Origin of the sequence: Paenibacillus sp. FSL K6-2393, assembly GCF_038002545.1 — a bacterium.
Classification (GTDB): domain Bacteria; phylum Bacillota; class Bacilli; order Paenibacillales; family Paenibacillaceae; genus Paenibacillus.
Map to the genome: position 1 here is coordinate 5,694,667 of NZ_JBBOCU010000001.1, position 12,666 is coordinate 5,707,332.

General features: G+C 45.7%; 13 protein-coding genes. 6 read left to right on the plus strand and 7 right to left on the minus strand.

Annotated features, from left to right (window positions below; all coding sequences use genetic code 11):
- Nucleotides 1–122 precede the first annotated feature (122 nt).
- The gene (locus MHI14_RS25350; protein WP_339312501.1) at nt 123–1,181 is read left to right on the plus strand and encodes a LacI family DNA-binding transcriptional regulator; all 1,059 of its coding nucleotides are present in this window, start codon (nt 123–125) and stop codon (nt 1,179–1,181) included.
- A gap of 237 nt (nt 1,182–1,418) precedes the next feature.
- Here MHI14_RS25350 and MHI14_RS25355 read toward each other — a convergent pair whose 3' ends face one another.
- From MHI14_RS25355 to MHI14_RS25365, 3 genes are all read right to left on the minus strand, one after another.
- On the minus strand, nt 1,419–3,032 hold the full coding sequence (locus MHI14_RS25355) for a hypothetical protein (protein ID WP_341131495.1): 1,614 nt from the start codon (nt 3,030–3,032) through the stop codon (nt 1,419–1,421).
- On the minus strand, nt 3,010–3,660 hold the full coding sequence (locus MHI14_RS25360) for an RNA polymerase sigma factor (protein WP_341131758.1): 651 nt from the start codon (nt 3,658–3,660) through the stop codon (nt 3,010–3,012). The genes MHI14_RS25355 and MHI14_RS25360 overlap by 23 nt, the downstream gene beginning before the upstream one ends.
- A gap of 68 nt (nt 3,661–3,728) precedes the next feature.
- Entirely contained in the window at nt 3,729–4,244 is a 516-nt protein-coding gene (locus MHI14_RS25365; protein WP_341131496.1) for a mismatch-specific DNA-glycosylase, read from the minus strand.
- 121 nt (nt 4,245–4,365) lie between these two features.
- On the opposite strand from MHI14_RS25365, the gene MHI14_RS25370 reads away from it, so the two are divergent.
- The 4 genes from MHI14_RS25370 (at nt 4,366) to MHI14_RS25385 (ending at nt 8,030) form a co-directional block, all read left to right on the plus strand.
- Nucleotides 4,366–5,286, plus strand: coding sequence for an AEC family transporter (locus MHI14_RS25370; protein ID WP_047841870.1), 921 nt, complete (start codon nt 4,366–4,368; stop codon nt 5,284–5,286).
- A gap of 305 nt (nt 5,287–5,591) precedes the next feature.
- Nucleotides 5,592–6,659, plus strand: coding sequence for a WXG100 family type VII secretion target (locus MHI14_RS25375; RefSeq protein WP_341131497.1), 1,068 nt, complete (start codon nt 5,592–5,594; stop codon nt 6,657–6,659).
- A gap of 16 nt (nt 6,660–6,675) precedes the next feature.
- The gene (locus MHI14_RS25380) at nt 6,676–7,134 is read left to right on the plus strand and encodes a hypothetical protein (protein ID WP_091034151.1); all 459 of its coding nucleotides are present in this window, start codon (nt 6,676–6,678) and stop codon (nt 7,132–7,134) included.
- 59 nt (nt 7,135–7,193) lie between these two features.
- Entirely contained in the window at nt 7,194–8,030 is an 837-nt protein-coding gene (locus tag MHI14_RS25385; RefSeq protein ID WP_341131498.1) for a hypothetical protein, read from the plus strand.
- Nucleotides 8,031–8,154: 124 nt separating this feature from the next.
- Here the strand turns inward: MHI14_RS25385 and MHI14_RS25390 are convergent, their stop codons facing one another.
- The gene (locus MHI14_RS25390; RefSeq protein WP_047841868.1) at nt 8,155–8,406 is read right to left on the minus strand and encodes a hypothetical protein; all 252 of its coding nucleotides are present in this window, start codon (nt 8,404–8,406) and stop codon (nt 8,155–8,157) included.
- A 276-nt stretch (nt 8,407–8,682) separates the two neighbouring features.
- Here MHI14_RS25390 and MHI14_RS25395 point away from each other — a divergent pair, with 276 nt between their 5' ends.
- Nucleotides 8,683–9,075 (plus strand): RidA family protein, encoded by a 393-nt coding sequence (locus tag MHI14_RS25395; protein ID WP_133386628.1) that lies wholly within the window; start codon nt 8,683–8,685, stop codon nt 9,073–9,075.
- A gap of 133 nt (nt 9,076–9,208) precedes the next feature.
- On the opposite strand, the gene MHI14_RS25400 is transcribed toward MHI14_RS25395, so the two are convergent.
- The 3 genes from MHI14_RS25400 to MHI14_RS25410 form a co-directional block, all read right to left on the minus strand.
- Nucleotides 9,209–9,841 carry a copper amine oxidase N-terminal domain-containing protein gene (locus MHI14_RS25400; RefSeq protein ID WP_133386627.1) on the minus strand — a complete coding sequence of 211 codons (633 nt, stop codon included), beginning with the start codon at nt 9,839–9,841 and terminating at the stop codon, nt 9,209–9,211.
- Nucleotides 9,842–10,002: 161 nt separating this feature from the next.
- On the minus strand, nt 10,003–10,806 hold the full coding sequence (locus MHI14_RS25405) for a nucleotidyltransferase domain-containing protein (protein ID WP_341131499.1): 804 nt from the start codon (nt 10,804–10,806) through the stop codon (nt 10,003–10,005).
- Between the two features lie 26 nt (nt 10,807–10,832).
- On the minus strand, nt 10,833–12,326 hold the full coding sequence (locus tag MHI14_RS25410) for a TROVE domain-containing protein (RefSeq protein ID WP_341131500.1): 1,494 nt from the start codon (nt 12,324–12,326) through the stop codon (nt 10,833–10,835).
- Nucleotides 12,327–12,666 lie beyond the last annotated feature (340 nt).

Consider the following 12,666-nt stretch of genomic DNA (forward strand, 5'->3'; position numbering starts at 1 on the left):
TGGTTTAGATTGACTATATGATCCTAACACTATTGTTATTTTTGTTATGATAAATTATAATAACATTATTATTTGTAAGTGTACTGTGTCAGAAGATGATCGTCAAATGAAGGAGTAATGATATGTCACGCAAAGTATCCATTCAGACGCTGGCTGACCAGCTCGGATTATCCAAATATGCCGTCTCCCGCGCACTCAGTGGCAAGACGGGTGTCAGTGAAGCGACACGCGCACGGGTACTGGAACTCGCTCGCGCTTTAGGATATCGCCAAAGTACTCCGGGTACTAACAATATTCCTGCTGCAAACCATGCAGATCCGTCCGATCCACCGTTTGCTCTCATATGCATGAATCAGCTCAACCGCGGTGAACCTCACTACTGGCAACGTGTTCTGTCTGGCATGATCTCCGCCTGTAATGAGCGTGGTTGGCATCATGCCATCGTATCTCCCTCACTCGGAGTGACGGACGAGAACACCTCTCCCGAAAAAGCTATTGCTCCTCACTTGGACTGGGAACGTTGTGCCGGGATTATTGTCATGGGGGCTTTCCCGCATACGGTTCTGCAACGACTCTCTCAGACGGGTCGGCCTATTATTTTGGTAGATCATCAGGAACCCCTGCTGAATTGTGATACGATCAGCCATGATAATCTGGAAGCTGGCATCACTGTGGCTAGATATCTAATGTCTATGAATTGCCGACGGATCGGCCTCATCACAGATGATGGTCGTGCTGCCAGCTTCGCGCAGCGGAAGATCGGGATTGAGTTGGCCTTGAACCATTTTCATGTGGATACCAGTCATACGACCAGCTTCAGGGAATGGAACATCCCATATGAGAATGGGGAATGGGTTAACCAATTGGCTGCCACCATTCAAAACATGCCAGATGATGAACGTCCCGATGCCTGGATCGGTGTTAATGATGATATCGCCTTGCAGTGGATGTACAAATTACAGGAGATGGGCATCTCCACACCTAAAGATTGCCTTGTCATCGGTATCGACAATGTACACTCTGCCGTTACGTCTTCCCCGCCTCTGACCACAGTTAATCTGTGTAAAGAGGAACTCGGACAGCGTGCCGTAGAGGCTTTGCAACGCCGGATCGAACGCCCGGGGACGCCAAAAGAAACGGTTATGTTATCGACTACGTTGATTCCAAGGGAATCGGCATAATTCGGAAAGGGTAACCGCTCTTTTTTGAAGATGCATTCGTTAGGTACTTGCTGTCCCCGTAAGTCTGGTGCAAACGAAAGAGGCCCCGCATACCATTATGCAGGGCCTTTTCGTATATTAGGCTTATATGCTTATATGTCTATACATCCACACTTAAATCTGTTGATCCATCCTTATACATCCATTCGAAGCGTTCATTTACTTCATGGCTGTTGATTAAAATAGATGTACTAATCGTTATTTCAGCCAAGGTAGACTATTGTACGATGGAAGGTCCACTTCCCAATTCACATCACGATACTCTCTATTGACTACTGTTCTTTTCAAAGTGAATTTTGTACCCTTTTCTTCGTTAAACCCCCGAATTTTTAATTGCAGATCATCTTCAACGTATTCACCGTTATTATTAGGTTGATCCGGATAACCGTTCACTTCAACAGGATACTCTTTTCCATCCGAATCTACTGCAACCCAGCGATCACCCATGAAAGCATTTCGGAACGTCCCACTCCCCTTCAGAACTAGTGAATACCCTTCCTTTACATCAATCTTCGGAGGATCATACGATTCCATCAGTGGCTCGTACTCAAAATCATAGAATAATATTTTATCTCCAAGCTGTTCAAATTGTGCAAAAGTATAAAAATTCGTGTCCTTACGCCTCTTATTCAGATCAACTTCCACTGATTTCTCTTCTTTCACCGGCAGGGTGTAACCATCCAGAACAAAGCGAATGTTCTTCGCATCTACCGTTACCAACGCAGGGTCCCATGTCTCTGACAACTTCAACGGCCCACCGTTCCTTAAGTCACTCTGATCTTGGAGCTGGAACTTGGCTTGACGGGCATCTGGTCTTATTCCATTGAAAATTCGATATTCATTTGTTTCAGGAATCTCAAGATGGTAGATGATACTCATATAGCTCGCCCAATTCTCATCAACTTTGGCACGAAGTTCATCATCCAGACTCACATTCAGGTCAAGCCGGGTTCCGTTTGGCGTGCGTACAAGCTGTGTCATATCAAGCTTTAGTCCTTCTGGCGTCGTATATGTGTTATCCATAGAATTTTCAACAGCCAATGATTTGGCTTTGGTCATATCGATCTTGAATTTGAAGCTCCAATCCACCGTAACATCTCTATCTTCGTAGGATTTCTTCTCGTAATCATAATATCTGCCCACATTTAAATTACGCAGTTCACCCCGCACGACCACTTGATCCGGAATTTCATCATGAAACTGGAATAACAATCGTTCAGTTAGAGGGCCCTTTGTTCTTGCATCTCTTGCAAGAGTGGCAACCTGTCGCCCCTCTTCATCAGTAACATGAATTCTCCCCAACTCAGGCAGAAACCGTGATACCCCTAATCCATCAGGTGTTGTTTGTTGCATGGTCATTACCATATGAGATCGGTCTACAAGCACGTCTTCAATTTTAAGCGTGTAGCCCTGGTCATTGATATTGATATCCGGATTAACCACAAGTCCAAGAGGTTTAAGACGTTTATAATCATCCGCAAAATAGGAATATTTCAATGCTTCAGGCACAGGTATGTTAGGCAATGGCAGACGATCCACAGCATTTACCGCGGGTTGTGCTGGCTCTGCTGTTCGTTCGAAAGCAAACCAGGCCCCTCCGGCAAAGATCACAACTGCCGCTGCAGCGATACACGTCCGGCGCATCCAATGCGCTCTCTTGGATTTTTTCATGAATGGATGCTCGTCTTCTCCACTTTCCATGGACACCCCATCCAGCTTCCGCATGACCTTAAGCGTAAAATCCGCATCCGGCTCCTCACGGTACAGGTGCTCCTCCCACAACCGATTTTCATCCTTTGAAATAGGCTTCATACGTAGCTAAACCTCCTTTGCGTTCCATTTGCTTCCTCAGCGTTTTTTTCCCGCGATAAAGGGCGTTACGCACTTTGGTTGAACTCATGCCTGTAATATCTGCAATCTCTTCATAGCTCAACTCGTTTGTGTACTTCAGTAATAACACCAGGCGATACGATTCCGGTAACTGTTCGAGCTGTCGATATATTTCACGCTGCATCTCTTTATGCAGCACACGTTTTTCCGGTGTTTCATTACTGACAGGTTCGATCCCCTGATCGACCGGAGACATGACGGGTTTCTTTTCCCGTATAAAATCCCGCATCCGATTTACCGCAATGGTGTACACCCACGACGAGAAACGACTTCCCTCCCGCCGCGATGGGAGATAACGATAGATGCGAATAAACGTATCCTGAGCGAGATCCTGTGCATCCGGATGACTCGCGCCCATTCCGCGCATGATGCCGTAGACTTTATTTTTATATCGATCCACAAGCACAGAGAACAACTGCTTATCCCCTGCAACAATGCGCTGAATAAGCTCCTCCTCCGGTATCTGTTGAGTCATGTAATCCCCCTTCTCTACAGCTTCCATGCATGGTTCTGTACTATATAGACGGAAGCCGTTCCCGAAACCTCTCACTTTATCCAAAAAAAAGAATTCTCCCTCATCGGCAAAGCCGACTGGGTGAACTCTGCTTACTTTGCCTCTTAATCTTCCCTGTTCTTCTCCGCAACAAAATCAGCAAGCTGTGAATAGATCGCCACAATCTCATCCATCGACATGCGCACGAGTCCACTGGACGACGGAGCGACGAACTCCTGAATTTCCTTGACGACCGGGTCATCCTGGAATCCCCATTGTACTTTGGTACGCTCGCTGTACTGGGTGTACACGCCTTTTCCGACAAAACAGGCGATGTCCGGTCGGTATTTCTCCAGCTTTTGCCGTAAAATTTGTCGTCCTTCCGCGTACTCTTCCTTCGTAATATCCTCCATACCTCTGGTGGGACGGGCCACAATATTCGTGAATCCATATCCCAGCTTCAGCAACTCTCCATCCTCCTGCGCATCATATAAACGCGGGGTTAATCCCGACCGTTCAAGGATGCGCCAGAACCGGTTTCCTTTGTAAGCATAATGATGACCCGTCTCTCCAGACGTAATGCTCGGATTGAAACCAATAAACAATATCGATAAACCAACATCCAGATGATCTGGAATCATGACGCAACCCCTCCTGATGTTTTTTAGCCAATTCACACATTCGGTTGTGTATAAAATGATATAATGAGCAAAGCATTTTCGAAATCGGATTGAAATTTTCATGAAAAAGGAAGCTGAACTAATGATTGCAGACATCATGCTTGAAGTCGTCCTGCCCGTCTTTCTCCTGATCGCCGTCGGGTCCTGGATGCAAAAGGTGTTCAAGCTGGACTTGTACACCCTCGCCAAAATCAATTTCTATTGTATTACCCCCGCAGCCGTCTTTATGAGTATGTATCACTCGGATATGTCCGGGGAACTGCTCGGGACTGTGACACTCTTTTACGCAATATATGTATTGATTCTCTATATTGTAGGTTCTGTAGTTGCACGCTCGCTTCGGATGAATAAAGGCATGAAAGCTGCCTTCAACAACAGTATTATGCTGGATAACGCAGGCAACTATGGACTGCCCATCAATGCACTGGTATTCCGCGGCGATCCACTCGCCTCTTCCATTCAGGCGCTGGTCATGTCTTTGCAGGCATTACTGACATTCACCTATGGCGTGTTGTCCATTCAGGGCGCGAAGCTCAAAGGTAATTACCGTGCCGTGATTATTGGATTTCTTAAAATGCCCGTTCCGTATGCGCTCTTGCTGGGGATTCTGTTTCACATGTGGAAGGTTCCCTTGCCTACGTTCCTGTCCATGCCGCTGACCTATGCGCAGCAAAGTATGGTTGCCGTGGCGCTGTTGACACTCGGAGCACAGATTGTAAAATATCCAATCCGGCTGTACCGTCTTGATGTGTATATTAGCACATTTTTGCGTCTCCTGATTGGCCCGGCTATCGGGATTTCAATTGTGCTACTGCTTGGATTGGAAGGTATCGCTGCACAGGCACTCATTATCGCTTCGGGTATGCCGACCGGTGTCAATGCATCCATTCTCGCGGAAGAATACGATAACGAACCCGATTTTGCAGCCCAGACGGTACTGATCTCAACGTTGCTTAATATAATCACGATTACGGCACTGATCTCTTATGCCAAAACGTTCTAGTTGAGGAATGTCCATAAGTACATTCTCCTTGAAGACCAAACTAAAATTTACAAGTCCACGCCCCCTATAGGGGGTTGTGGGCTTCTTTGTTTATACTCTTCGTCCCATTTGCAGGAACAAAGTCTTACGAAAAGCACTAATTTAACCCAACCAAAGGACTGTTTTGCGCGTCAATTCCTTATTATCCGTTGCGAATAAACGTTTCGACCTTTAAAATTAGTGGGTAAATATTTCACAGCGTTTCATTTTTGATATATACATAATCTGTAGAAATTCTTAATTTTATCTTCCACGAGGTGAATGTCGTGACCAGGATTATTGTACCGCCTGAGCAGCTTCAGGCAATCTCCAAGCAATTTGCTCAAGCTTCGGAACATAGTCGTAGCATGATTAACAATTTAAGCAGACATATAAGTACATTACAAAGCCAGTGGTCGGGAATCACACAGGAGCGTTTCTTTCAGAACTTTCAGGTGGCACATCGGCAAATGGAAAGATTCTCTAGCTCAGTCTCTGCGATTGGCACGGAACTACATACCATCGCAACTCGTTTCTCACAAGCGGATCAATCTCAGGGGCATGGTGTACAGACCAGTACAAGCCAATCCACTTCTGGGAAAGATGTAAAAACGACGCTATCAGATATATATGATCAAGGAAGTAAGTCCTGGAATATAATTAATGCGATTCATGGGAATGTAGGCCTGATTGGAACAGGATTATATTCTGCTTTGGCTACGTCCATGGTACTCTCCAAAACGGTTCATTTCAAAGTAGATCCCCGGAACTCTAGCCGTGCCAAAGTCCATAATGCCCCGTGGGTGAAGGGAAAGGGGAATTCCTTTCTGAGTAACATGGCACGTAAACTGGATAAACAATTCCGCAACCCCGGTCTGGTTATGAAAGGATTAAAGGGCTTTGATCGACTTGCAGGTAAATTAAAAGTAGGTGATATCGGGCTTGGTTTCAACAAAGCCAACAGCTTCGGTCAATGGACCCGCAATGTTATTGCCGGTGTGAATAAAGGTCAATACGGTATGAAAATTTCCAAAATCCCTACAATGATAAGCAAAAAACTGTTCCCTATCAACGTAGGACTTAATGTTTGGGATGAAGGGGTTAAAACGGTCTCCAAGTATAAGGAAGGAACATTAACCAAAACGGATCTCGCCGTGTCCACATCGAATATCGTGATCAAATCTGCCTCTGCAGGAGCCGGGGCTATTGTTGGCGGGACCCTATTATCGTTCGCCGGGCCTGCGGGAACAGCAGTTGGAGCTTATGTAGGCGGAGCTATAGGTAGTTATGCCGGAAAACATATAGCCTCAGCGGCTGAAAAAGGGATTAGATGGGTTAGTAAACTCTTCAAATAATACTTAGGAGGTATCCATGCAGTTCGTTACATACCAACGCAAATATGCAATACGTCATACGCTGATATCTGCTCTTTTTATCATAGCTGGACTTGTCTTGACTGGTGATGTTATCTATGGTGACAATAGCGTTCTGCAAACCTTGTACTTTACTAGTGCGGCATTCTTAAGCTTTTGGTTTGTGGGACGTCTGTTTATCTGGAACATCACGAGAATATTTGGAACAAACATTTTATTTTCCTTCGATCTGTCTGGCATTAAGACAAATGCAGGAAAACAGTTATCTTGGAAGGATATACGTACCATTGATTTCGTAGCACCAGGACTAAACAAATGGATCCAGCCTACTCCATCCTATTACTTATTCAAAATGGTTGATGGAAAAAGCTATAAAATATATACGTATAGTCTTCTGAAACATCAGGAAAGCGACATTCTTAAAGTACTTCGAAAAACTTGGAATGAGCACAAATGACCTTTTAAAAAAAGTAACCTTTATCTAACAATCTACATAGAAAGTAGGCGGTTAAGCTCATGAATAAACCACTTGTTACCTTATCCATTGAAGAATTCGGATTTGCGCTGGCCACACTTGGCGCAGAGGACATTGCAGCCGGTCTCCTAAAACCGATGTATGGCGAGTTATCTGAACAACACTGGGAACTCGTTCTAAGGGCTGCCTCTCACGGTCTTTTATCCAAAGGGCTGATCTTGCATATGGAAGATACCGAGATAGAGATCGAGCCGGAGTTTTTGAAGATGCTTATGCATTTTGCCCAAAGCCGCAGCATGATTAGAGCGTACTCAGACAGCCTTGAACAAGAAAAGGTATTAACTATTCACAAAAGTACAGATAACAACGATACATACCTCTATCATTTGGCAGTGGATCAACGTGTGCATTTGTTCACCTGGACAGAACCTGAAGAATGGGAAGAGGAACTGTTCCGATTTTACATAGGGCAACACAAACCATTCATTGATCAACCTACTCAGTTCACGATAACGGAGGAACAATGGAATGTCTTGACGAACGAGGAAAACCGTATTTTGTTAGATAGATTCATTGACGATTGGGAGCTACCTCTAGAAACACGCGAGTTATTGAAGGTATGGCATAACTCTTTTGAAGCTTCTGGTCGTAGTGTGGATAACCTCAGTATCATCAATTATGCCGAAGATGTAATTCCTCTGCCTGATCATGCTCTCCTGCTGCTTCATACCGAACAAGGTATCTGGAGCATGACTAACAGAGATTCCACCAGCGAAAATAATTCTAACATCGAGATTGACCAGCATACCAATTCCTCCTTTCGTAGACAATTGCGAGAATGGATCGATCGCTTCGCGGTTCCTGTCTCCCATACTTAAATGTGCACCACACGCAAAAAAAGTCCAAGAGCCACCACCTTTGGTCTCTTGGACTTCTTCCATTATTTAACCCATGAACTCTCAGCTGCCTGCTCAGCTACTTGTCATGCAGCCTGCCATAGGACTATGATTCAAACGTCGTTCGTTCCGGGAACTTGCCGCCTTCCCTGAATAAACATCGTACCAGTCGCTGCGCGGCTCGATTAAAGAAAAAACTCGGACTTACCCCATCCACCTGGACAGGTTCCAGTTCCCTCACACTTTCCTTGATCTTATTCATCTCAATGAGCCCCATCTTTCGCTCATTCGGTCCGAAGCGATAAATAACCTTCTCATCGTCCTCCGTCTGTTTCACCAGCAGAATCACAGATGCCATACAGGTTACCCCCTATCGTTACGTTATGAGATTCCATTAATCACTTGCCTACTATAATTATTACCCAGATTCTAGTGGAAGGATATAGGACTTAAGTTAGTTATACCTAAATTAAATATCCTGATATAAAGATTCTCTGGAATGAGTCGTTAGGCTCACAAACACCGTGTTTACACTATCCTAATGGATAGTCACTGTCATGTAAGTGCGTACTGCCCAAGTCGTTTTTCTCCGTTTATACTAACCTTATCTTGAATTTCCAAAGGAGAGAAATATATGTCTTCAGCTCAAATATATAGCCACGGTGTACCCTGGGAAGAAGCATTTAGCGTTGCTCAGGGATACAGCATTAACGGTATGATCTACATTGCAGGACAATTTTCGCATGATATGCAGGGGACGTTTATTGGTGTCGATGATATTGAAGCACAGGTTCGCCAGACATTAGATAACTTGGACCGCGTGCTCGCAGGATTTAACGTGACCAAGTCGAACATTGCTGAACTGGAGATTTTTTTGGTTCACCCGCAGGAGCATCTTGAGCCATGTGTTGCCGTGTATAAAGAGTACATTGGTACTCATCGTCCGGCTGTTACGATGGTTGGCACATCCGGACTCGCCTTTCCTCATCAACTGATTGAGATTCGCGCCGTGGCTCATACCAACTGATCCAGGTCATGTCAAAAGTTACAGCACCACGCACACAGGCATGATAAGGAACTTGCTTTAACGAAGTTCATGCGCCACATAAAGAAGCAGGTTGGGATTAGGTCCCAACCTGCTTTTTTATAATCTCTTAATCTTATTCTTTCACCTTCACCGTCAGCGTATTACCGGATGAAGTGAGGGATGCCCCAAGCCCTTCTACCAAAACTCTGAGGGGAATGTACGTCGTTCCCTTAATTTCTTTGGGTGCTGCCTGTAGGGTGACCTCTTTCCCGTTAACCTTCACCTTTTTACTGCCCAAGGTAAAGATTAGCTTGTACTTATCTTTGGTAATGGTAATGGTTTGAGTCTTACTGTCCCAATACGTTTTGGCTTTCAACGCTTTGGCCATCTCACGCAGGGGTACGAGATTTGTATTATTCATTACAATTGGAGATTCAGTGAAAATAACCTTGGAACCATTCACCTTCACCTGAACAGAAGAGGTGATATATTCCGGTTTAGGAGCAGCTTTCTTTTTGCTTGCCGTTGAAGACTTGTTACTTTTCTTGGTACTTCCTGAACTGGATGAACTTGAAGAAGAAGATTTGGAACTCGAAGAGGAACCTCCGTTGTGATAGTGATATTCCCCTTGTTTCAGCCCCCATTTTGCACAGTTGGTACGACAGGTGTGCCCTCCACTCGAATCTGTTCTTCCCGGGTGAGCAGACGCAACGGTAGCAAAAATCATGAAAATGGCAAGCAAACTGCTTATTACTTTGATACGCATACGGATAACCTCCAGCAATTAGTTTGGCCAGAGTATCATACCATAATTACCCATACAATATAGGTGAATAACAATAATTATTTTCATATAACAATTTACAAACGCGGGTCTACTCGCTCTGACTCCAGCGAAAGCGTCGCCAGCACGCAACTTTCTTTCTCTTACCCCCCTTCACCCCACACCTCTTGCAATGCAAAACGGAAAATCCGGTCCAATTCTTCAAATTTAATAATCTGTTCATTCTCCATCTGTCCGGCCAGTTGTTCAAAATGCTCGATCTTCTCCGCCAAAAAAGTCTGAATTGCGGGCAACTGCGGCTCCAGATCCAGTTCCTCGCCTGCCTTTTTCCGGCGCAGCAATTCATGAATCTCCGTATATAGCGGTGTAGTCGCAGGTACAAGTTCTTGCACCAACTCTTCGAATGCCATCGGTGGCATTGCATCATAACGTTCGATCCAGCCACAAGCGAGTAATGGACGAAGAACATAGAAATACTTTTTAATCTTGACCCGCTCACCTTGTAAATAATCGCGGAAGTTCCCCTTTGCCATATTCAGATAATGATACATGCAGGACTTGGGCGAGAAGGTCAACGGTGAAAGTGCACGGATATGCTGTGCCACGTTATACTGTTCATCATACTGAATGGGGGATTGCAGCCACTCCAAAAGTGGTGGATTGGATTTGCGAAACAGCTTCAACGCCTTGCGCAGATCCCAACCATTAATGTCGAGCTGGTCACTGATTGGGCGTTCGATCACATCCCTTTTATCCTCAATCGACAAGTACCATTCCAGCGGTCTCACATATAGAAAACGCACATCATAATCGCTGTCCTGAGAAGGAAACCCCCACGCCCGGCTGCCTGATTCACAGGCATAGATGATCCGTACCTGCTCGTCCTGTTCAATCTGCTTCAGCTGTTGTCTAATCGTATCTCTCATTTCTTCATGAACGTAGGTCATGGTCAGCCGCCTCCAAATTCCCTCAATTAAATCTCTATCTCTCTAACCCGGTTCGCGAGTGTATCATATCCTGCCACAGTCTCGGCAATATACGTCAATACCGTTTCACTCCAACCGTAGATGTAAAAGGTTTTGCCATCCCGTGGCGGTACCATTGCCTGCCGATAAGGTGCTATATCCACAATAAATGCCTTCAACTCCGGATTCATCATCCGGCGATATCGCTCAAGCTCGGCATATAACGGGCTGCCTTCATTCTGCTGTTCATCGGTGATCATAATGATCTGATCCACTTTTTCTCCGATATCCCGAAGTTCCCGCACTGGTCGACCCGTGTCTGTTCCACCTTGTGCGCGAATACGGTGAGCTTGGGAAAGAATGCTCTCATCCATCTTGGGACGAGCATCCTCAACCATATGATCGAATAACCAGAACAGTGCGTTACCTCGTGTTTGTTTATAAAGCGCCAGTGCCAGCACCGAACCAATCCGCAAATAATTCCCTTGCATGGAACCGGAGCGATCCAGGAAAATAGCCGTTTTTCCTGGCAGTGTTGGCAGGTTGCCAATGGATAGCTCCACCGCTTGCCTCAAAGCATCCCGCAACTCTTCTCTCGCAATCATTTCATACGCACTGGCGAATCGGAAAGGCAAGATGCGCGACTTGCGCAGGGCTTCTGCATCCGTTAGACGACCTGTTACGTAATCGATATTTTTCGATTTTTCAAAAACACCTGCCCGATCCATTGCATTCAGATGGCGCAGCAACGCAAAGGTCGGCATCTGTGACATTAACGCCTCCCACACCGTACGTGTAGGTTGCATAATCGAGGTGACCACCGAATACGGCAGTTTACCTTTCTCGATCAGATGCATCCGACTTGCCGGGTTTGGGGTAGCTTTCAGCTTTTCCAGCGCCTGCAACTGCGGAAGTTCCGTAAGATCCACCTCATGCCCGCGCAAATAACGGAATAAGGCTTGCTGCTTCAGATCTATCGGCTTGGGATGTGCTGTAGCGATCATATCGCCCAGACTATATCCACGCCCGCGTCCGTTGTATTTGATCGCCCAGTATTCACTGATCCCGTTCAAAAAGAGACTCACCTGACGCTTTACCGCTCGTCCGCCCTGCCCCCGACCCAATCCTCTCAGAATGGTCAGAAAATCAGCCAAATCAGCCGGTGTCTGTACGACCTTGGAGAACACCTTTGCAAACTGATCCGCGTCTACTTTGGACAGCAGTGCCAGCCCGTATAGAGGCTGTAACCTCATCAACCCTTCATTACGAGCATAGACCAGCGCCCGCGCCATAAACCCCGCATCGACCTCAGCCATCTCCTGATGACTGACCATCGCATCGTCCATCAGTTGCTGGGTATCTGCATAGAACGTATTGTTCAATGTATTGGTCATCAACATCTGTATATATTGTTCCTCCACCAATCGCTCATAGGCTCCATAACCCCCATGATTACGTGTCGTTGGCTGAGGTTGATTAAATAATTGTTTCGCTCTGCTCATCACTCATGACCTCCCGGTGTGAGTCTATTTACTGATATTCCTTAATAAAATGATCCGAGGAAAAAGGTGGGAAGGTATATTACCCGCTCTACCGCTGAGCTACACCGCCATGAACGGCGGCGATTGGATTCGAACCAACGACCTGGTCGATTAACAGTCGAAGTAACCCTCCCTGGCGCCTCGGAACCTTGATCCACAGTGCTTGTTGCTGCCCCGCTTCACATCCTCATTATGCCTTACACATCTGCACGCGAACATGGCGAAAGTATGACGACGACTCAATTTCTGAAATGGAGTGAATCTTCATAAGTTTAAAATGAAACCTGCCACTCTTCCTGCT

Bases quoted from the DNA above. Each gene is read 5' to 3' on its own strand.
- MHI14_RS25350 (WP_339312501.1), top strand. From the start codon at position 123: ATGTCACGCAAAGTATCCATTCAGACGCTGGCTGACCAGCTCGGATTA.
- MHI14_RS25355 (WP_341131495.1), bottom strand. From the start codon at position 3,032: ATGAAGCCTATTTCAAAGGATGAAAATCGGTTGTGGGAGGAGCACCTG.
- MHI14_RS25365 (WP_341131496.1), bottom strand. From the start codon at position 4,244: ATGATTCCAGATCATCTGGATGTTGGTTTATCGATATTGTTTATTGGT.
- MHI14_RS25370 (WP_047841870.1), top strand. From the start codon at position 4,366: ATGATTGCAGACATCATGCTTGAAGTCGTCCTGCCCGTCTTTCTCCTG.
- MHI14_RS25380 (WP_091034151.1), top strand. From the start codon at position 6,676: ATGCAGTTCGTTACATACCAACGCAAATATGCAATACGTCATACGCTG.
- MHI14_RS25385 (WP_341131498.1), top strand. From the start codon at position 7,194: ATGAATAAACCACTTGTTACCTTATCCATTGAAGAATTCGGATTTGCG.
- MHI14_RS25390 (WP_047841868.1), bottom strand. From the start codon at position 8,406: ATGGCATCTGTGATTCTGCTGGTGAAACAGACGGAGGACGATGAGAAG.
- MHI14_RS25395 (WP_133386628.1), top strand. From the start codon at position 8,683: ATGTCTTCAGCTCAAATATATAGCCACGGTGTACCCTGGGAAGAAGCA.
- MHI14_RS25400 (WP_133386627.1), bottom strand. From the start codon at position 9,841: ATGCGTATCAAAGTAATAAGCAGTTTGCTTGCCATTTTCATGATTTTT.
- MHI14_RS25405 (WP_341131499.1), bottom strand. From the start codon at position 10,806: ATGACCTACGTTCATGAAGAAATGAGAGATACGATTAGACAACAGCTG.
- MHI14_RS25410 (WP_341131500.1), bottom strand. From the start codon at position 12,326: ATGAGCAGAGCGAAACAATTATTTAATCAACCTCAGCCAACGACACGT.